Source organism: Serratia sp. ASV30 (assembly GCF_016428815.1).
Classification (GTDB): Bacteria; Pseudomonadota; Gammaproteobacteria; order Enterobacterales; family Enterobacteriaceae; genus Chania; species Chania fonticola_C.
This window is the reverse complement of sequence record NZ_JAELTL010000023.1, coordinates 19,493-37,522: the sequence shown is the minus strand read 5'-3', so window position 1 is coordinate 37,522 and position 18,030 is coordinate 19,493. Positions and strand designations below refer to the sequence as shown.

The 18,030-nt window shown below is 54.5% G+C and carries 18 protein-coding genes; 9 read left to right on the top strand and 9 right to left on the bottom strand.

Annotation, left to right across the window (positions count from 1 at the left end):
• The first annotated feature begins 1 nt into the window (after position 1).
• Positions 2-3,355: a miniconductance mechanosensitive channel MscM gene (gene mscM, locus JHD74_RS12435; protein ID WP_199062798.1), complete on the top strand. Its 3,354-nt coding sequence runs from the start codon at positions 2-4 to the stop codon at positions 3,353-3,355.
• Between the two features lie 50 nt (positions 3,356-3,405).
• On the opposite strand, the gene epmA is transcribed toward mscM, so the two are convergent.
• Positions 3,406-4,383 carry an elongation factor P--(R)-beta-lysine ligase gene (gene epmA, locus JHD74_RS12430; RefSeq protein ID WP_021807574.1) on the bottom strand — a complete coding sequence of 326 codons (978 nt, stop codon included), beginning with the start codon at positions 4,381-4,383 and terminating at the stop codon, positions 3,406-3,408.
• A gap of 403 nt (positions 4,384-4,786) precedes the next feature.
• On the opposite strand from epmA, the gene frdA reads away from it, so the two are divergent.
• The 5 genes from frdA (at position 4,787) to blc (ending at position 8,725) form a co-directional block, all read left to right on the top strand.
• Complete coding sequence (gene frdA / locus JHD74_RS12425; RefSeq protein ID WP_024530199.1) at positions 4,787-6,589, top strand: fumarate reductase (quinol) flavoprotein subunit; 1,803 nt, start codon at positions 4,787-4,789, stop codon at positions 6,587-6,589.
• The gene (locus JHD74_RS12420) at positions 6,582-7,316 is read left to right on the top strand and encodes a succinate dehydrogenase/fumarate reductase iron-sulfur subunit (RefSeq protein ID WP_024484774.1); all 735 of its coding nucleotides are present in this window, start codon (positions 6,582-6,584) and stop codon (positions 7,314-7,316) included. Before frdA ends, JHD74_RS12420 begins: the two co-directional genes overlap by 8 nt.
• Positions 7,317-7,332: 16 nt before the next feature.
• Positions 7,333-7,725, top strand: a complete 393-nt coding sequence (gene frdC, locus JHD74_RS12415) for a fumarate reductase subunit FrdC (RefSeq protein WP_021182104.1) — start codon at positions 7,333-7,335, stop codon at positions 7,723-7,725.
• Between the two features lie 12 nt (positions 7,726-7,737).
• Positions 7,738-8,097 (top strand): fumarate reductase subunit FrdD, encoded by a 360-nt coding sequence (frdD, locus tag JHD74_RS12410; protein ID WP_021182103.1) that lies wholly within the window; start codon positions 7,738-7,740, stop codon positions 8,095-8,097.
• A gap of 94 nt (positions 8,098-8,191) precedes the next feature.
• Positions 8,192-8,725 (top strand): outer membrane lipoprotein Blc, encoded by a 534-nt coding sequence (gene blc, locus JHD74_RS12405; RefSeq protein ID WP_074032281.1) that lies wholly within the window; start codon positions 8,192-8,194, stop codon positions 8,723-8,725.
• On the opposite strand, the gene sugE is transcribed toward blc, so the two are convergent.
• The 4 genes from sugE to efp form a co-directional block, all read right to left on the bottom strand.
• Positions 8,719-9,036, bottom strand: a complete 318-nt coding sequence (gene sugE / locus JHD74_RS12400; protein WP_021182101.1) for a quaternary ammonium compound efflux SMR transporter SugE — start codon at positions 9,034-9,036, stop codon at positions 8,719-8,721. The genes blc and sugE overlap by 7 nt on opposite strands.
• Positions 9,037-9,206: 170 nt before the next feature.
• Positions 9,207-9,338: an entericidin A/B family lipoprotein gene (locus tag JHD74_RS12395; protein WP_024530202.1), complete on the bottom strand. Its 132-nt coding sequence runs from the start codon at positions 9,336-9,338 to the stop codon at positions 9,207-9,209.
• A 120-nt stretch (positions 9,339-9,458) separates the two neighbouring features.
• A complete protein-coding gene (locus JHD74_RS12390; RefSeq protein WP_021807578.1) occupies positions 9,459-9,590 on the bottom strand; it encodes an entericidin A/B family lipoprotein in 132 nt (43 codons plus the stop codon).
• 70 nt (positions 9,591-9,660) lie between these two features.
• Positions 9,661-10,227: an elongation factor P gene (gene efp / locus JHD74_RS12385; RefSeq protein WP_024484772.1), complete on the bottom strand. Its 567-nt coding sequence runs from the start codon at positions 10,225-10,227 to the stop codon at positions 9,661-9,663.
• A gap of 42 nt (positions 10,228-10,269) precedes the next feature.
• Between efp and epmB the strand changes: the two genes are divergently transcribed.
• Positions 10,270-11,298: an EF-P beta-lysylation protein EpmB gene (gene epmB, locus JHD74_RS12380; protein WP_199062797.1), complete on the top strand. Its 1,029-nt coding sequence runs from the start codon at positions 10,270-10,272 to the stop codon at positions 11,296-11,298.
• A 74-nt stretch (positions 11,299-11,372) separates the two neighbouring features.
• Here epmB and JHD74_RS12375 read toward each other — a convergent pair whose 3' ends face one another.
• From JHD74_RS12375 to JHD74_RS12360, 4 genes are all read right to left on the bottom strand, one after another.
• The gene (locus JHD74_RS12375) at positions 11,373-11,717 is read right to left on the bottom strand and encodes a DUF4156 domain-containing protein (RefSeq protein ID WP_039996283.1); all 345 of its coding nucleotides are present in this window, start codon (positions 11,715-11,717) and stop codon (positions 11,373-11,375) included.
• Between the two features lie 303 nt (positions 11,718-12,020).
• A complete protein-coding gene (gene groL / locus JHD74_RS12370) occupies positions 12,021-13,667 on the bottom strand; it encodes a chaperonin GroEL (RefSeq protein ID WP_024484769.1) in 1,647 nt (548 codons plus the stop codon).
• A gap of 48 nt (positions 13,668-13,715) precedes the next feature.
• Complete coding sequence (locus tag JHD74_RS12365; RefSeq protein WP_004952634.1) at positions 13,716-14,009, bottom strand: co-chaperone GroES; 294 nt, start codon at positions 14,007-14,009, stop codon at positions 13,716-13,718.
• A gap of 196 nt (positions 14,010-14,205) precedes the next feature.
• Complete coding sequence (locus JHD74_RS12360) at positions 14,206-14,697, bottom strand: FxsA family protein (protein ID WP_074032280.1); 492 nt, start codon at positions 14,695-14,697, stop codon at positions 14,206-14,208.
• Between the two features lie 351 nt (positions 14,698-15,048).
• On the opposite strand from JHD74_RS12360, the gene aspA reads away from it, so the two are divergent.
• Entirely contained in the window at positions 15,049-16,485 is a 1,437-nt protein-coding gene (gene aspA, locus JHD74_RS12355; RefSeq protein ID WP_024530206.1) for an aspartate ammonia-lyase, read from the top strand.
• Between the two features lie 122 nt (positions 16,486-16,607).
• On the top strand, positions 16,608-17,909 hold the full coding sequence (locus tag JHD74_RS12350) for an anaerobic C4-dicarboxylate transporter (protein ID WP_024484767.1): 1,302 nt from the start codon (positions 16,608-16,610) through the stop codon (positions 17,907-17,909).
• Positions 17,910-18,030: the final 121 nt, after the last annotated feature.

Below are 18,030 nucleotides of genomic sequence, written 5' to 3'. Positions count from 1 at the left end.
TGTGCGCCTGATTATCGCTTTATTGCTCAGCCTGCTACTGATCCAGCCGGTTCTCGCCGCCGCGATCCCCAACGAATCCCAGTTACGGCAAGAACTGAAGCTGGCCGAGGGCAATAAAAACGCGCCTAATCAGGCGGAAGTGGTTGAGGCGCTGCAAAGCGCCATCAACTGGCTCACCGAACGCAAAGAGTCGCAGGAAAATTCACAGCAGTATCAGCGGGTTATTGACGATTTCCCGAAGATGACGCAGGAGCTGCGCCGCCAGCTCACCCTCGAAGAAACCAAAATCCTGCCCAACGGCGAAAACCTGCCCGCCAGCGATCTGGAACAGTTAATTCTGCAAACCAGCAGTCAACTGCTGGAACAGGCCCGCCTGTTGCAACAGGAGCAGGACCGGACACGCGAGATCGGCGACTCTCTCAGCCAACTGCCACAGCAACAAACCGAAGCCCGGCGAGCGTTAACGGAAGTTCAGCGCCGCCTACAGGCTCAAGGCAATAACCAAACCACGCCATTGGCACTGGCGCAGCTTGCCCTGTTACAGGCAGAGGCAGCGGCACGTAAAGCGAAAGTGGATGAGCTGGACCTGGCTCAACTCTCGGCCAATAACCGCCAGGAACTGGCGCGGATGCGTGCCGATGTCTACAAAACGCGGCATGAAAAAATTGATGTCCAGTTACAGGCGCTACGTAACAACCTCAACAGCCAACGCCAGCGAGAAGCGGAACGGGCGCTGGAAAAAACCGAGCAATTGGCCGAGCAGAATGGCGATTTACCCGCCAGCCTGCGCAAGCAGTTGCAAATCAACCGTGAACTTTCTGCTGCGCTGAACGATCAGGCGCAACAGATGGATCTGATCTCTTCCCAACAGCGCCAGGCCGCCGCACAAACGCTGCAGGTACGCCAGGCGTTGAGCACCATCATTGAGCAGTCCCAATGGTTGAGCGCCTCTACTGCGCTGGGGGAAACCCTGCGCGCCCAGGTCGCCATCTTGCCAGAAATGCCAAAACCCCGGCAGTTGGACAGCGCCATGGCCGATTTGCGCGTTCAACGCCTGAATTTTGAAAACCAACTGGAAAGCCTGCCACAGCGAGCCAAAGAGTTTAAACAAGATGACGGTAGCCCGCTGACCAGCGCCCAGCAGCGTATCGTCGATGCCCAGCTACGCACCCAGCGTGATCTGTTGAATTCGCTGCTGTCCGGCTGCGATACCCAGATCCTTGAGCTGACCAAGCTGAAGGTGGCCAACACCCAGTTGGTTGATGCGCTGAACGAAATTCAGGATGCAGCGCACCGTTACCTGTTCTGGGTGCCAGACATCAGCCCTATCACCCTGTCGTATCCGCTCAATGTGGCACAGGATCTGACCCGTGTATTGTCACTGGATACCCTGACGCAGCTCAGTGGCGCCTTCGTGATGATGGTCACTAGCCGGGAAACCTTGATCCCGCTGTTTGGCGCGGTGCTGTTGGTGATTTTCAGCATCAGTTCGCGTAAGCATTACCATGCGTTTCTGGCACGGGCCAGCAGCAGAGTAGGCAAGGTCACGCAAGATGAATTCCTGCTGACGTTGCGTACCGTATTTTGGTCGATCCTGGTGGCCTTACCGCTGCCGGTATTGTGGGCAGCGCTGGGCTTCGGCTTGCAAAATGCCTGGCCGTATCCGGTTGCTGTCGCCATCGGTGAGGGCGTCACCGCCACGCTGCCAGTGCTGTGGATCTGTATGATCAGCGCCGCCTTCGCCCATCCGCAAGGGTTGTTCATCGTGCATTTTCGCTGGCCGGTGAAACAGGTTTCCCGCGCCATGCGTTATTACCAGATGTCGATCTGGCTGATCGTGCCGTTGATTATGGCGCTGATCACCTTCGACAATCTCAACGATCGCGAATTCGCCAATACCCTTGGCCGCCTGTGCTTCATTCTGCTCTGTCTGGCGCTGGCGCTGGTCACCAACAGCTTGAAGCGGGCCGGTATTCCACTGTATCTGGATAACAAAGGCTCCGGCGAAAACCTGATCAACACCGCGTTGTGGGGGCTGTTGCTTTCTGCACCGCTGATTGCTGCGCTGGCTTCCGCCGTCGGCTATCTGACCACCGCACAGAAACTGCTGGCACGCCTGGAGACCTCGGTTGCCATCTGGTTCCTGCTGTTGGTGATTTACCACATTATCCGCCGCTGGATGCTGATCCAACGCCGCCGCATCGCCTTTGACCGTGCCAAACAGCGCCGTGCCGATATCCTGGCGCAACGTGCCAAAGGCGAAGAAGAATCCTCACATACCCCGAACAGCATCGAAGGTGCGATTGAGGTGGATGAGACGGAAATCGATCTGGATGCCATCAGCGCCCAGTCGCTGAGGTTGGTGCGTTCGATCCTGACGATGGTGGCACTGGTCTCGGTGATCGTCCTGTGGTCAGAGATCCACTCGGCCTTCGGCTTCCTGGAAAATATCAAGCTCTGGGATGTCAACTCCACGGTGAATGGCATTGATATCGCTCAGCCAATCACCTTGGGGGCACTGCTGATCGCCATTCTGGTACTGATCGTCACCATGCAGCTAGTGCGTAACCTGCCAGCGTTGCTCGAGTTGGCGGTGTTGCAGCACCTGGATCTGACGCCCGGCACCGGCTACGCCATTACCACCATCACCAAATACCTGTTACTGCTGTTCGGGGCGATCCTCAGCTTTTCCTGGATCGGTATCGAGTGGTCGAAACTGCAATGGGTGGTCACCGCGCTCAGCGTGGGCTTGGGCTTTGGTATGCAGGAGATCTTCTCCAACTTTATTTCAGGCCTGATCATTCTGTTTGAAAAACCGATCCGCATCGGCGATACGGTGACGATCCGTAACCTGACGGGCACCGTCACCAAGATCAATACTCGTGCCACTACCATTTCAGACTGGGATCGCAAAGAGATTATCGTGCCTAACAAGGCCTTTATCACCGAACAGTTTATCAACTGGTCGCTGTCGGACACGCTGACCCGTGTGGTGCTGACCGTCCCGGCACCGGCAGAGGCGAATACGGAAGAAGTGACCAAGATCCTGATCGACTCGGCCGAACGTTGCTCACTGGTGCTGGATAACCCCACACCGGAAGCCTATCTGGTCGATCTGCAACAGGGTATTCAGATCTTCGAACTGCGTATCTATGCTGCCGAAATGGGCCACCGCATGCCGTTACGCCATGAGATCCACCAGTTGATCCTGGCGGGTTACCGTGAACACGGCATCACGCTGCCATACCCACCGTTCCAGGTTCGCACCGAGACGCTGTCGCGCATGACCAGTAATGGCCGCACGCCGCCTTCAACCCCACCGCGCAATACACGCCGCGAGTCAGGCGGGCTATAAAAGCAAAAAGGGTTCGGCAAGCCGAACCCTTTTTCATGGAGGCGAAAACGTTATGCCCGGCTGACCGGAAACGCGATCACTTCGCTCAGGCTTTCGGCTCCCAACGCCAGCATCACCAAACGATCGACGCCCAATGCCACGCCAGCACACTCCGGCATGCCATGCTTCAAAGCATCCAGCAGGTTGTTATCAATCGGGTGCTCCGGCAAGCCACGCGCCACGCGTTTGCGATTGTCCTGGGTAAAGCGCTGGCGCTGCTCATCGCCGTCGGTCAACTCGCGAAAACCATTCGCCAACTCAAGGCCTTTGAAATAAACCTCAAACCGCTCTGCGACACGGTGATCTTCGGTGCTGATCTCTGCCAACGAGGCCTGTGATGCCGGGAAGTGGTAAACGAATGCCGGTTTATCACGGCCGATATGGGGTTCGACACCCACGGTAAACAGCAGTTGCAGCAAGGTATCGCGATCTTCTTCCGTATCGGCAATGTTGCTCAGATCGAGCTTGGCCGCAGCCTCGCGCAGCTGCGCCTTCTCCGCCGACAGCGGATCGAGATCCAGATGGCGCAGAAACGCCTGCTGATAGGACAGGGTTTCGGCACTGTCGCAGTCCAGTACCTGTTGCAGCAGATCGTCCACCTCGTTCATCAGGCGATACATATCATAGTGCGGGCGATACCATTCCAGCATGGTGAATTCAGGGTTGTGATGCCGCCCCGCTTCTTCATTACGGAAGCTGCGTCCCAGCTGATAGATCGGGCCACTCCCTGCCGCCAGCAGACGCTTCATGTGGTATTCCGGGCTGGTCATCATGTACAGCGTCAGGCCATCTGCCGCGCCTGGGCCGACGAAGCGCGTCTGGAACGGGACCAGGTGGATGTCGGTGACTGTCGCCTGGCTCATCGCCGGGGTCTCAACCTCCAATACGCCACGATCGGCAAAGAAACGCCGGATCTCAGCCAGTATCGCTGCGCGTTTCAACAAATTGGCGATGGGTGCACTTGGCTGCCAGCTTGCCGTTTCGCTCATGGTAATTACTCCGAAATCAAACAGGGGGTGCAGTCTACTCGCATCCTCTCATGCAAACAAATTCTTGGCTATTGTGTGCGCTGGTCTACATTAAAATCATAAAAAACATATAAGCCATATAAACCACCGACAATCACGCTAATCAAAGACAAAGGCGAGGCAACACCTTATTTTTGCAGGAATGCCTCTTGCGTAACGGTTAAAAGGCAAAACAATCGATCACATCAAATTTCTACTACTTAACTTTAGGTATAGTGATAACCCTATATTCGGTAGCAGTTATCTATCCTTAGTGTTTAGTTTAAAAAGTCACTGAATTTAGCTTAGCACCCGAAGCACCTTTATAAATATTAAGCATAGATTAATTAAATTGTCGTTTTAACGAGAACATTGGAGGAGTGCAGTGCAAACCTTTAACGCCGACCTAGCCATCATTGGTGCCGGGGGAGCTGGTTTACGGGCCGCTATAGCCGCCGCGGAAGCCAATCCCCAACTGAAAATCGCGCTGATATCTAAAGTCTATCCGATGCGTAGCCACACGGTAGCCGCCGAGGGGGGCTCCGCCGCAGTCACTCAGGATCACGACAGCTACGACTATCACTTCCAGGACACCGTAGCCGGTGGCGACTGGCTGTGTGAGCAGGATGTGGTCGATCACTTTGTTCACAGCTGCCCACGTGAAATGGCTCAGCTGGAGCAATGGGGCTGCCCATGGAGCCGTAAGCCAGACGGTTCGATCAACGTGCGCCGCTTTGGCGGCATGAAGATTGAACGTACCTGGTTTGCCGCCGATAAAACCGGCTTCCACATGCTGCACACCTTGTTCCAGACTTCGCTGAAGTACCCGCAAATCCAACGGTTCGATGAGCACTTCGTGCTGGACGTACTGGTAGATGATGGCCAGGCGCGCGGCGTGGTTGCCATGAACATGATGGAAGGCACCCGCGTGCAGATCCGTGCCAACGCGGTCATCATGGCCACCGGCGGTGCAGGCCGTGTTTATCGCTATAACACCAACGGCGGCATCGTCACCGGTGACGGTATGGGGATGGCGTTCCACCACGGCGTGCCACTGCGCGACATGGAGTTCGTGCAATATCACCCAACCGGCCTGCCAGGCTCAGGCATCCTGATGACCGAAGGCTGCCGCGGTGAAGGCGGTATTCTGGTTAACAAAGACGGCTACCGTTATCTGCAAGACTACGGCATGGGCCCGGAAACCCCGCTGGGCGAGCCAAGAAACAAATATATGGAACTGGGCCCACGTGACAAAGTGTCGCAGGCTTTCTGGCATGAATGGCGTGCTGGCCGCACCATCGCCACCCCACGCGGCGACGTGGTCTATCTGGATCTGCGCCACCTGGGCGAGAAGAAACTACTGGAGCGTCTGCCGTTCATCTGTGAACTGTCGAAAGCTTACGTGGGGGTCGATCCCGTTAAAGATCCAATCCCGGTCCGCCCAACCGCGCACTACACCATGGGCGGTATCGAAACCGATCAGAACTGTGAAACCCGCATCAAAGGCCTGTTCGCCGTCGGCGAATGTTCCTCGGTTGGCCTGCACGGCGCGAACCGCCTGGGTTCCAACTCGCTGGCTGAGCTGGTGGTGTTTGGGCGTGTGGCAGGTGAACACGCAGCCCGCCGCGCGCTGGAAAGTGGCCCGGCCAACGGCAGCGCTTTGGAAGCACAAGGCCGCGACGTGGAAACCCGCCTCAGCAACCTGATGAAGCAGGAAGGTAGCGAGAACTGGTCGAAGATCCGCGATGAAATGGGTCTGTCGATGGAAGAAGGCTGTGGTATCTACCGTACGCCGGAGCTGATGCAGAAAACCATCGATAAGCTGGCGGAGCTGAAAGAGCGCTTCAAGCGCGTCAAAATTACCGACAACTCCAGCGTGTTCAACACCGATCTGCTGTACACCATCGAGCTGGGCTATGGCCTGGACGTTGCCGAATGTATGGCGCACTCGGCCTTCAACCGTAAAGAATCGCGCGGCGCACACCAGCGTCTCGACGAAGGTTGCACCGAGCGTGACGACGTGAACTTCCTGAAACATACGCTGGCGTTCCATAACCCGAACGGTGTACCACGCCTGGAGTACAGCGACGTGAAAATTACCAAACTGCCACCGGCCAAGCGTGTTTATGGCGCCGCAGCCGAAGCGCAGGACAAAGAGAGAAAGGATAAGGAGCAGGCGAATGGCTGAGCTGAAAACCCTGAAAATCGAGGTCATGCGCTATAACCCGGAACGCGACGCCGAGCCGCATTTCGAGACCTTCAGCGTGCCTTACGATGAGCAGACTTCGCTGCTGGACGCACTGGGTTATATCAAAGATAACCTGGCGCCAGACCTGTCCTACCGCTGGTCGTGCCGTATGGCCATCTGTGGCTCTTGCGGCATGATGGTCAACCGCGTGCCTAAGCTGGCCTGTAAAACCTTCCTGCGTGAATATACCGATGGCATGAAGGTTGAGGCGTTGGGCAACTTCCCGATCGAGCGCGATCTGGTGGTGGATATGACCCACTTTATCGAGAGTCTGGAAGCGATTAAGCCTTATATCATCGGCAACGATCGCAAACCGGAAGATGGCCCGAACGTGCAGACCCCGGCGCAAATGGCGAAGTATCACCAGTTCTCCGGCTGCATCAACTGTGGCCTGTGCTATGCCGCTTGCCCACAGTTCGGCCTGAATCAGGAGTTCATCGGCCCGGCGGCGATTACGCTGGCGCACCGTTACAACCTGGATAACCGCGACCACGGCAAGAAACAGCGTATGCCGCTGCTTAACGGCCAGAACGGTGTCTGGTCCTGTACGTTTGTTGGCTACTGCTCTGAAGTCTGTCCAAAACACGTCGACCCGGCCGCTGCGATCCAGCAGGGCAAGGTAGAGAGTGCCAAAGACTTCATGATCGCAATGCTGAAACCGCAATAAGGGAGGGGAGACAGCAATGACAACACAACGTAAGCCCTATGTGCGTACCATGACGCCAACCTGGTGGCAAAAACTGGGTTTCTATCGTTTCTACATGCTACGTGAAGGCACTTCCGTGCTGGCGGTGTGGTTCAGCATCGTGCTGATCTACGGCGTCTTTGCCCTGAAGGGCGGCCCTGAAAGCTGGGCCGGGTTTGTCGGCTTCCTGCAAAACCCGCTGGTGTTGCTGATTAACATCATCGCCCTGCTGGCCGCCGCGCTGCATACCAAAACCTGGTTCGATCTGGCACCGAAAGCCGCCAATATCGTCGTCAACAGCGAGAAAATGGGGCCGGAGCCAATCGTTAAGGCGCTGTGGGCAGTGACGATCGTCGTCACCGTGATCATTCTCGCCGTAGCGTTACTGTAATCCGGAGGAAACATGATAAATCAATCACCTAAGCGCTCTGACGAGCCGGTTTTCTGGGGATTATTTGGTGCTGGCGGTATGTGGGGAGCGATCGTTGCTCCGGCTATCGTGCTGCTGGTCGGCATCCTGCTGCCACTCGGCCTGTTCCCCGGCGAAGCTTTAGGTTATGAGCGCGTCCTGGCGTTTTGCCAAAGCTGGATCGGCCGCTTGTTCCTGCTGCTGATGATTATTTTGCCATTGTGGTGCGGGCTTCACCGTATCCACCATGCCATGCACGATCTGAAAATCCACGTGCCTGCTGGCAAATGGGTATTCTACGGCTTGGCAGCTATCCTGAGCGTCGTTACCCTGATCGGGGTCGTCACGCTGTAAAACCTCTGGCGGCCAACTCCCGTTGGCCGCCTATTCCGCTATCCCCCCCTGTCGACTACACTGTCTATCTGATACCGGTAAACAGGAGTCACTCATGCGTTTTTGGTCAAAACTTTGCGTCATATTATCCGCCCTCGTTTCCGTTGCCTGCAGCGTGACACCCCCGAAGGACGTCAAGGTCGTAGATAACTTCGATAGCAAACGCTATCTGGGTACCTGGTATGAAATCGCGCGTCTGGATCATCGCTTTGAAAGAGGCCTGGAGCAGGTTACAGCCAATTATAGCCCGCGCACAGACGGCGGTCTGAAGGTGATTAACCGGGGTTTCGATAGCAAAAAACAGCAGTGGCAGGAGAGCGAAGGCAAGGCGTACTTTATCGGCTCGCCGCAGACGGCCTCGCTGAAAGTCTCATTCTTCGGCCCTTTCTATGGCGGCTATAACGTCATCGAACTCGATCCGGAGTACCGTTATGCGCTGGTTTGTGGCCCAAACCGCGACTATCTGTGGATATTGTCGCGCACGCCGACGTTGGACGCCGCCACGCGCGACAGACTGGTGCAAATTGCCAAGGGCTACGGCTTTGATACCGAAGCGTTAATCTGGGTCAATCAGCAGCCCACTCATTGACTGCTGAATTTTAGCCCCAGGATCCCGGCCACGATCAGGCACAGGCTGAGAATGCGCATGATGTTGGTCGACTCACCGAGCAGCACCATGCCCATTACCGCTGCACCCACCGCCCCAATTCCGGTCCACACGGCGTAAGCCGTGCCCGCAGGCAACGTTTTCATGGCGTGCGCCAGCAACACCATGCTCACCACCATCGCGGCGACGGTAATCAGGCTGGGGGTCAAACGGGTAAAACCGTGGGTATATTTCAGGCCAATAGCCCAGACGACCTCTAACAGGCCGGCAAAAAGTAAAATGATCCATGCCATGGAACTGGCTCCAGAACGGGTGGGGTCGTCCCCAGACAACAGAAGCGCAGGCGGGTCGTCCCACTTGGCTGATTGAAGACGTGGATTATAGCAAACAAGAGAATTAAATGGGTATTCCACGGAAGGGAAAATCAAGCGCTGCCGTGGAATACCGTTGAACCCAAAGGAATTTACTGTGCGCTACGCTGGATCGCCTTGCCACCGGCCTCAACATCTTTGCCCACGCCAGCAGTGGTATTGCAGCCCACCAGCGATGACAGGATCAACAAAGAGAAAATGGCGATAATACTTTTCTTCAGCATAAGATTACCCTTATTCGTTATTAGTGAAAAAGTATGGCTCTCTAAGCGTAGTAAAAATCAGGGGGGTTGCAGGAATAAACGGACTTTTCTGTATCATCCGATTAATGGCGCTAATTGATATCAGCTAGCGCTGCGGGAAATCGCGCCGCCGAGGTGTTGAACGTCTTCACCAAAACCACGGAAGGTATTACAGCCGCTGAGGGACATCAACAACAACAAAGAGACCACGGCTAACAGCGTTTTCTTCATCATGTGGATCTGCCAACGTGTGACGGGAAGGGATAACAAAGAGGAACCACGGGGGGTTCCTCTTTGTTGAAACTTATTTAACGCGGGAGACATATTCGCCAGAGCGGGTGTCAACCTTGATCACTTCGCCAATCTGCACGAACAATGGCACTTTAACCACTGCGCCGGTGCTCAGGGTTGCTGGCTTGCCGCCGGTACCTGCGGTATCGCCTTTCAGGCCTGGATCGGTATCAGTGATCTCTGCTTCGATAAAGTTCGGTGGCAGCACAGCGATAGGACGGCCATCCCACAGGGTGACGATACATTCCGCATTGTCCTGCAGCCACTTAGCCACGTCAGAAACGGTTTTCTCTTCAACCTGATGCTGTTCAAAAGTCTCAGGGTGCATGAAGTGGTAGAACTCACCGTCGTTGTACAGGTAGTTCATGTTGGTATCTACCACGTCCGCGCCTTCACAAGAGTCGGTAGACTTAAAGGTTTTTTCAACGCGGGTGCCGGTCAGCAGACGGCGCATTTTTACACGCGCAAAAGCCTGACCTTTACCTGGTTTGACGAACTCGCTGGATTCGACAGCGTAAGGTTCGCCTTCGAACATGATTTTAAGACCCGGACGGAAATCGTTGCTAGAATAAGTCGCCATGATGGCCCTCTGAAAATTTAAACTGGTAGCTTAGCCAAAAAAATGGCACACATTATAACCCAAAACACGGCGCATAGAGAAGATTGGTTGCATCAACTCGCCGATGTTATTACCGACCCCGATGAATTACTGCAGCTTTTGTCACTAAATACGCACCCGGAACTGCCACAGGGGCGCGATGCACGCCGACTGTTTGCGTTACGCGTACCGCGAGCCTTTGCCGCGCGTATGCAACCTGGTGATGCCAATGACCCACTGCTGCGCCAGGTACTCACCGCCAGCGCAGAATTCATCGATGCCCCAGGCTTCACGACCGATCCGCTGGATGAACAGCGCAGCGTGGTGCCGGGGTTGCTGCACAAGTATCGCAACCGTGCCCTGCTGTTGGTAAAAGGCGGCTGTGCGGTTAACTGCCGCTACTGTTTCCGCCGTCATTTCCCCTATCAGGAGAACCAGGGCAACAAGGCAAACTGGCTTCAAGCGTTGGAGTATATCCGTCAACACCCGGAACTGGATGAAATTATTTTCTCCGGAGGCGATCCGCTGATGGCCAAAGACCATGAACTGGATTGGCTTATCGGGGAACTGGAGGCCCTCCCACACCTCAAACGCCTGCGTATTCATACCCGCTTGCCAGTGGTGATCCCCGCCCGCATCACCGCTACGCTATGCCAACGCTTCTCGGCATCGCGCCTGCAGGTGCTGATGGTTACCCATATCAATCATGCCAACGAGATTGACCCACCGCTGCGCGCCAGTATGGCACAGTTGCGTAGCGCCGGAGTGACGCTGCTGAACCAAAGCGTGCTGCTACGAGGGATCAATGATAATGCGGATACGCTGGCAACGCTGAGTAACGCCCTGTTTGATGCGGGGATCCTGCCCTATTACCTCCACGTGTTGGATAAGGTGCAGGGTGCGGCCCACTTTATGGTCAGCGATGACGAGGCTCGTGCGATCGTGAAAAGTTTGCTGAGCAAGGTTTCCGGCTATCTGGTACCACGCCTGACCCGTGAAGTCGGCGGCGAACCCAGCAAAACGCCGTTGGATCTGCGCCTCACGCAAAGCTGAGTGGCCGACATGAATGCAAAAAGAGGAATGCCTTGGCATTCCTCTTTTGTTTTATACGGGTGCTTATGCCAGCGTTACGGGCACTTATACACCTGGCCGATCATTTTGCTGTCCAGCGGCGCAAAACTTGAAAGCAGGTTCTGGCTTGGGCTAGTCGCACCGTAAATCACGTTGCCACCCATTGCCGCTGCCTTGTTGCGCAGATCATTGGCCGCGCCACGCATGGAGCTGCCCTCACCACCACTCCCCGACAGCCAGTTGCTTTGAGTGCCGGTGACTTCGCCTACCAACTGACATTCTGCGGCAGGCTTGGTGTCGGTAAATTTGACCTGTTGACCTGCGGCGGTCAGTTCATTGGTGCTGCTGCACCCTGCCAGCAGCACCGCTGCCGATAGACCCAGTAAGGCTTTAATCCGCATCTTGTTCCCCATATGATGTTGAGAATTACGCAAAAGCTTATCAGAAAGCGTTGCCATCTCTTAAGCATCCGTTGCCACCGGCCACTGGTGCCTGGTCAACGTCTTGAGCGACAGCTGATGAACTATCAGTTTACACGCTTAATAGATACGGTCTGCAAAAATATCATCAAATTCAGCACTGACGCATCGGTAGCGGCTGACGATGAAAAAATGGGCGCAACAATCAGCCCCCGCACAGAAGAAAGGAATAAAAAAACCCGGCCAAAGCCGGGTTTTGTGGTTAGCTCACAGAGGTGAGGGGAATTACATCATTCCGCCCATACCACCCATGCCGCCCATACCACCAGCGCCACCCATGTCTAACTTGTCTTCTTTCGGCAAGTCAGTGATCATGCACTCGGTGGTGATCATCAGGCCAGCTACAGAGGCCGCGTACTGCAGAGCAGAACGGGTCACTTTAGTTGGATCCAGGATACCCATCGCGATCATGTCGCCGTATTCTTCGGTGTAAGCGTTGTAGCCGAAGCTGCCTTCGCCTGCTTTCACCTTGTTGGCAATCACAGAAGCTTCTTCACCGGCGTTGATCACGATCTGACGCAGTGGAGATTCCATCGCACGCAGGGCAACTTTGATACCCACGTTCTGGTCTTCGTTATCGCCTTTCAGGCCAGAAATTTTGTCTGCTACACGGATCAGCGCTACGCCACCGCCAGCAACCACGCCTTCTTCTACCGCAGCACGGGTAGCGTGCAGGGCATCTTCAACGCGGGCTTTCTTCTCTTTCATTTCAACTTCAGTTGCGGCGCCAACTTTGATAACGGCAACGCCGCCAGCCAGTTTAGCAACACGCTCTTGCAGTTTTTCACGATCGTAGTCAGAGGTCGCTTCTTCGATCTGCTGACGGATCTGGGAAACGCGACCCTGAATGGTGGTTTCGTCGCCCACACCATCGATGATGATGGTGGTGTCTTTGTTGATCACGATACGTTTTGCCTGACCCAGATCTTCCAGGGTAGCTTTTTCCAGCTCCAGACCGATCTCTTCAGAGATCACGGTACCGGCAGTCAGGGTAGCGATGTCTTGCAGCATGGCTTTACGACGGTCGCCGAAGCCAGGTGCTTTAACTGCAGCCACTTTCACGATGCCACGCATGGTGTTAACCACCAGGGTCGCCAATGCTTCGCCTTCAACATCTTCAGCAATGATCAGCAGTGGTTTGCCCGCTTTCGCAACGGCTTCCAGCACTGGCAGCATTTCACGGATGTTGGAGATTTTCTTGTCAGCCAGCAGGATGAACGGGCTTTCCAGCTCGATAGAACCGGTTTCTGGCTTGTTGATGAAGTATGGAGACAGGTAGCCGCGATCGAACTGCATACCTTCAACCACGTCCAGCTCGTCTTGCAGACCGGTGCCTTCTTCAACGGTGATCACGCCTTCTTTACCCACTTTCTCCATCGCTTCTGCAATCAGTTTACCCACGGTTTCGTCGGAGTTTGCAGAGATGGTGCCAACCTGAGCGATAGCTTTGGAGTCAGAGCAAGGTACAGAAAGTTTTTTCAGTTCTTCAACCGCAGCGATAACCGCTTTGTCGATACCGCGCTTCAGGTCCATCGGGTTCATGCCGGCAGCCACAGCTTTCAGGCCTTCGGTGATGATGGATTGAGCCAGTACGGTTGCAGTGGTGGTACCGTCGCCCGCAGCGTCGTTCGCTTTAGAGGCAACTTCTTTCACCATTTGTGCACCCATGTTCTCGAACTTGTCTTCCAGTTCGATTTCACGAGCAACAGATACGCCATCTTTGGTGATGGTAGGAGCGCCGAAGGATTTATCCAGCACTACGTTGCGGCCTTTCGGGCCCAGAGTCACTTTTACTGCATCAGCGAGAACATTCACACCGCGGAGCATCTTCACGCGAGCGTCATTGCCGAATTTTACGTCTTTAGCTGCCATTGGTATTTCCCTTCAACTCGTTCAGTTCAGAAGATTTATAAAGCGTTATTACGCTTCAACAATTGCCAGAATGTCGCTTTCGGACATGATCAACACTTCTTCATTGTCGATCTTCTCTGCTTTCACGCCGTAACCGTCGTTGAAAATCACGATGTCGCCTACTTTCACATCCAGCGGCTGGATGTTGCCGCTTTCCAGAACACGTCCTTTACCAACGGCTACCACTTCACCACGAGTAGATTTACCCGCTGCAGAGCCAGTCAGAACGATGCCGCCAGCAGATTTTGATTCAACTTCTTTGCGCTTGACGATAACGCGGTCATGCAATGGACGAATACTCATTGAACGCTCTCCTGTAAGAAGGTTTCTATCAGATTTAGGGTTGTCCGCCGGATTATTGATACCGGCTCCGTGGGATTTGAAATGGGGGCGTTCCATCCCCCTTCAAGGGGCAGCAGCAAAAAAATTTTCGATTTGATGGCCTGCAGTGAACGCCATCAGCAAAAACGCGGCCGATTGGCCGCGTTTGGGGGAATTATCAGCGATCGTCACGCTTGTCGTGCTCGTCGGGTTGATGATCCAAGGTGTAGCGGTCGTCTTGCTTGCGCTGGAATTCACCGTCGAAGGTATTGCCGTTGGCGGCTCCACCATTCTGGCCCCAACCGCCTGGGCGATAAACGGCAAGATGCGGCATCAGCTTCAGCGTCAGCGATTTCTGCACCGGAGGTAACAGCAGCAACAGGCCAAGGAAATCGGTGAAGAAGCCCGGTATCACCAGCAGGAACCCCGCCAGCACCAGAGAAACGCTTTTCACCATCTCCGCTGCCGGGCTTTCGCCCGCCGCCAGCTTCTGTTGCATCTGCACAAAGGTCTTCATGCCCTGATTACGCACCAGGGAAACGCCGACGCAGGAGGTAAACACCACCAGCAGCAGCGTCATTGCCACGCCGAACACGGCGGCAACTTTAATAAACAAGGATATCTCTATGTAAGCCAGTAGAAATATCAGCAATAACGGTAACCAGCGCACCTGGTTCTCTCCTCTAGGTAGAGTCGGCGTACCCGCCCGATGGCGCATACGTGATAAATGGGGCCGCTAATCGGCCAACCTTCCTACAATGGGGGCTTCCGGCCGCCATTTCAACCGGGCGATCTTTTTTATTCTCTATGTTGCAAACGTGAAGCTCTTCACAGAAATCAAAAGCTGTCATTTGCTGAAGCACCAGATAGTGATCTACGTTCATTCATTTATTACCAACCAGCATATGATCTGGGCAGCGACAATAGCTGCGGTCAATACTTCCGCAGTTGACCCGCTCGGCAACATTATTTTGTTATCCTGCACATAATTATATTCGGCAGCAACATAGAGAAGGTTCTCATGTCAAACAACATTCGTATCGAAGAAGACCTATTAGGAACACGTGAAGTCCCAGCAGAAGCCTACTACGGTGTTCATACTCTGCGTGCGATTGAAAACTTCTATATCAGCAACAGTAAAATCAGCGACGTTCCTGAGTTTGTGCGCGGCATGGTGATGGTAAAAAAAGCCGCCGCCATGGCAAACAAAGAGCTGCAAACCATCCCACGTAAAATTGCCGACGTCATCATCCAGGCATGTGATGAAGTACTGGATAAAGGCAAATGCATGGATCAATTCCCGGTGGATGTGTTCCAGGGGGGTGCTGGCACCTCGCTGAACATGAACACCAACGAAGTACTGGCAAACATCGGCTTGGAGCTGATGGGCCACCAGAAGGGTGAATACCAATACCTGAACCCTAACGATCACCTCAACAAGTGTCAGTCTACCAACGACGCTTACCCAACCGGGTTCCGCATCGCGGTTTACGCCTCCAACCAGAAACTGATCGATGCTATCAACCAACTGCGTGAAGGGTTTGACCGTAAAGCCAAAGAGTTCGAAAGCATCCTGAAAATGGGTCGTACCCAGTTGCAGGACGCAGTGCCAATGACCCTGGGCCAGGAATTCCATGCCTTCAGCGTGTTGCTGAATGAAGAAACCCGTAACCTGCACCGTACCGCAGAGTTGCTGCTGGAAGTGAACCTGGGCGCAACGGCGATCGGTACCGCGCTGAATACCCCGGAAGGTTATCAACACCTGGCGGTTAAAAAACTGGCGGAAGTCAGTGGCCTGCCGGTGGTACCTGCCGAAGACCTGATCGAAGCCACCTCCGACTGTGGTGCCTACGTAATGGTGCACAGTGCGCACAAGCGCCTGGCGGTCAAACTGTCCAAGATCTGTAACGACCTGCGTCTGCTGTCTTCCGGCCCACGCGCTGGCCTGAACGAAATCAACCTGCCTGAACTGCAGGCCGGTTCTTCAATCATGCCAGCCAAAGTGAACCCGGTGATCCCAGAAGTGGTTAACCAGGTTTGCTTTAAGGTGATCGGCAACGACACTTGCGTTACCATGGCCGCCGAAGCAGGCCAGCTGCAGTTGAACGTGATGGAGCCGGTGATTGGCCAGGCGATGTTTGAATCGATTCACATTCTGACCAACGCCTGCTATAACCTGCTGGAAAAATGCATTAACGGTATTACCGCCAACAAAGAAGTGTGCGAGTACTACGTATTTAACTCTATCGGTATCGTCACCTATCTGAACCCGTTCATTGGCCACCACAACGGTGACATTGTCGGCAAGATCTGTGCTGAAACCGGCAAGAGCGTACGTGAAGTCGTGCTGGAACGCGGTTTACTGACCGAAGCTGAGCTGGATGACATCTTCTCCGTAGAGAACCTGATGCACCCGGCCTATAAGGCGAAACGCTATACAGATGAAAATGAACAATAATAGACTCATCCGGTAGCCTGAAAGGCACGCTAATCCTCTGGATAGCGTGCCTTTTTTCTTTCTAAGAATACAAAGTTGCAACCTTTGGTTTTCATAAAAATCCATTTTAAGGGGTAAACACTATGCTAGTAGTAGAATTGGTGATCGTTCTACTGGCCATCTTTTTGGGGGCCAGACTGGGCGGTATCGGAATAGGCTTTGCAGGCGGTCTTGGGGTATTGGTACTGGCGATGATCGGCGTTAAGCCAGGCAGCATTCCCTTCGACGTTATTTCAATCATTATGGCGGTTATCGCCGCTATCGCCGCCATGCAGGTCGCTGGCGGGATGGACTATCTGGTGCAGCAAACCGAGAAACTGCTGCGCAAAAATCCAAAATACATCACTATTCTGGCCCCAATCGTCACCTATTTCCTGACCATCTTCGCCGGTACCGGTAATATCTCCCTCTCGGCCCTGCCGGTAATTGCAGAAGTGGCTAAAGAGCAAGGCATCAAACCTTGCCGCCCACTGTCTACTGCCGTAGTTTCCGCACAGATTGCCATAACCGCTTCGCCTATCTCGGCAGCGGTGGTGTATATGTCTTCCGTTATGGAAGGCCACGGCGTGAGTTACCTACACTTGCTGATGGTGGTGATCCCTTCCACCTTCCTGGCTGTGATACTGATGTCGCTGCTGGTCACTTGGTTGTTTGACTCCAAGCTGTCTGACGATCCTGTGTATCAAAAGCGCTTCGAAGAAGGTCTGGTTGCCCTGCGTGGTGAGAACGTCATCGTGATCAAACCGCGTGCAAAAACCTCCGTGCTGCTGTTCCTGGCTGGCGTACTGAGCGTAGTGGCTTATGCCATCATCAACAGCCCAAGCATGGGTCTGGTGACGACGCCGCTGATGAACACCACCAATGCTATCCTGATCATCATGCTGAGCGTGGCCACCCTGACCACCATCCTGTGTCGCATCGAAACCGACCTGATTTTGAACTCCAGCACCTTTAAGGCCGGGATGAGCGCCTGTATCTGTATCCTGGGCGTAGCCTGGTTGGGTGACACCTTTGTGCAGGCCAACCTTGACTGGATTAAAGAGACTGCAGGTACCGTGATCCAATCCCATCCTTGGTTGCTGGCGGTGATCTTCTTCTTCTGTTCGGCGCTGCTGTACTCTCAGGCCGCCACTGCCAAGGCGTTGATGCCGATGGCGCTGGCCCTGAACGTCACCCCGCTGACGGCGATCGCTTCCTTTGCTGCCGTTTCTGGCCTGTTCATTCTGCCAACCTACCCTACCCTGGTGGCGGCAGTACAGATGGACGATACCGGAACGACACGCATCGGGCGTTTCGTGTTTAACCATCCGTTCCTGATCCCTGGCACCTTGGGTGTGGCGTTTGCCGTCATCTTCGGCTTCCTGATTGGCAGCGTTATTCTGTGATCCTCAAGCGGGGCTTCGGCCCCGCTTTCTCCGCCTCATTCCCCTGCTGCTGATAATCTAACCTTCTAGCCAACACCGCTTCAGGGTATAGTGCCCTGTTACCAAACCTGGTTGAGAGGGC

Bases quoted from the DNA above. Each gene is read 5' to 3' on its own strand.
- epmA (WP_021807574.1), bottom strand. From the start codon at position 4,383: ATGAGCGAAACGGCAAGCTGGCAGCCAAGTGCACCCATCGCCAATTTG.
- JHD74_RS12420 (WP_024484774.1), top strand. From the start codon at position 6,582: ATGGCTGAGCTGAAAACCCTGAAAATCGAGGTCATGCGCTATAACCCG.
- frdC (WP_021182104.1), top strand. From the start codon at position 7,333: ATGACAACACAACGTAAGCCCTATGTGCGTACCATGACGCCAACCTGG.
- frdD (WP_021182103.1), top strand. From the start codon at position 7,738: ATGATAAATCAATCACCTAAGCGCTCTGACGAGCCGGTTTTCTGGGGA.
- blc (WP_074032281.1), top strand. From the start codon at position 8,192: ATGCGTTTTTGGTCAAAACTTTGCGTCATATTATCCGCCCTCGTTTCC.
- sugE (WP_021182101.1), bottom strand. From the start codon at position 9,036: ATGGCATGGATCATTTTACTTTTTGCCGGCCTGTTAGAGGTCGTCTGG.
- JHD74_RS12395 (WP_024530202.1), bottom strand. From the start codon at position 9,338: ATGCTGAAGAAAAGTATTATCGCCATTTTCTCTTTGTTGATCCTGTCA.
- JHD74_RS12390 (WP_021807578.1), bottom strand. From the start codon at position 9,590: ATGATGAAGAAAACGCTGTTAGCCGTGGTCTCTTTGTTGTTGTTGATG.
- efp (WP_024484772.1), bottom strand. From the start codon at position 10,227: ATGGCGACTTATTCTAGCAACGATTTCCGTCCGGGTCTTAAAATCATG.
- epmB (WP_199062797.1), top strand. From the start codon at position 10,270: ATGGCACACATTATAACCCAAAACACGGCGCATAGAGAAGATTGGTTG.
- JHD74_RS12375 (WP_039996283.1), bottom strand. From the start codon at position 11,717: ATGCGGATTAAAGCCTTACTGGGTCTATCGGCAGCGGTGCTGCTGGCA.
- groL (WP_024484769.1), bottom strand. From the start codon at position 13,667: ATGGCAGCTAAAGACGTAAAATTCGGCAATGACGCTCGCGTGAAGATG.
- JHD74_RS12365 (WP_004952634.1), bottom strand. From the start codon at position 14,009: ATGAGTATTCGTCCATTGCATGACCGCGTTATCGTCAAGCGCAAAGAA.
- aspA (WP_024530206.1), top strand. From the start codon at position 15,049: ATGTCAAACAACATTCGTATCGAAGAAGACCTATTAGGAACACGTGAA.
- JHD74_RS12350 (WP_024484767.1), top strand. From the start codon at position 16,608: ATGCTAGTAGTAGAATTGGTGATCGTTCTACTGGCCATCTTTTTGGGG.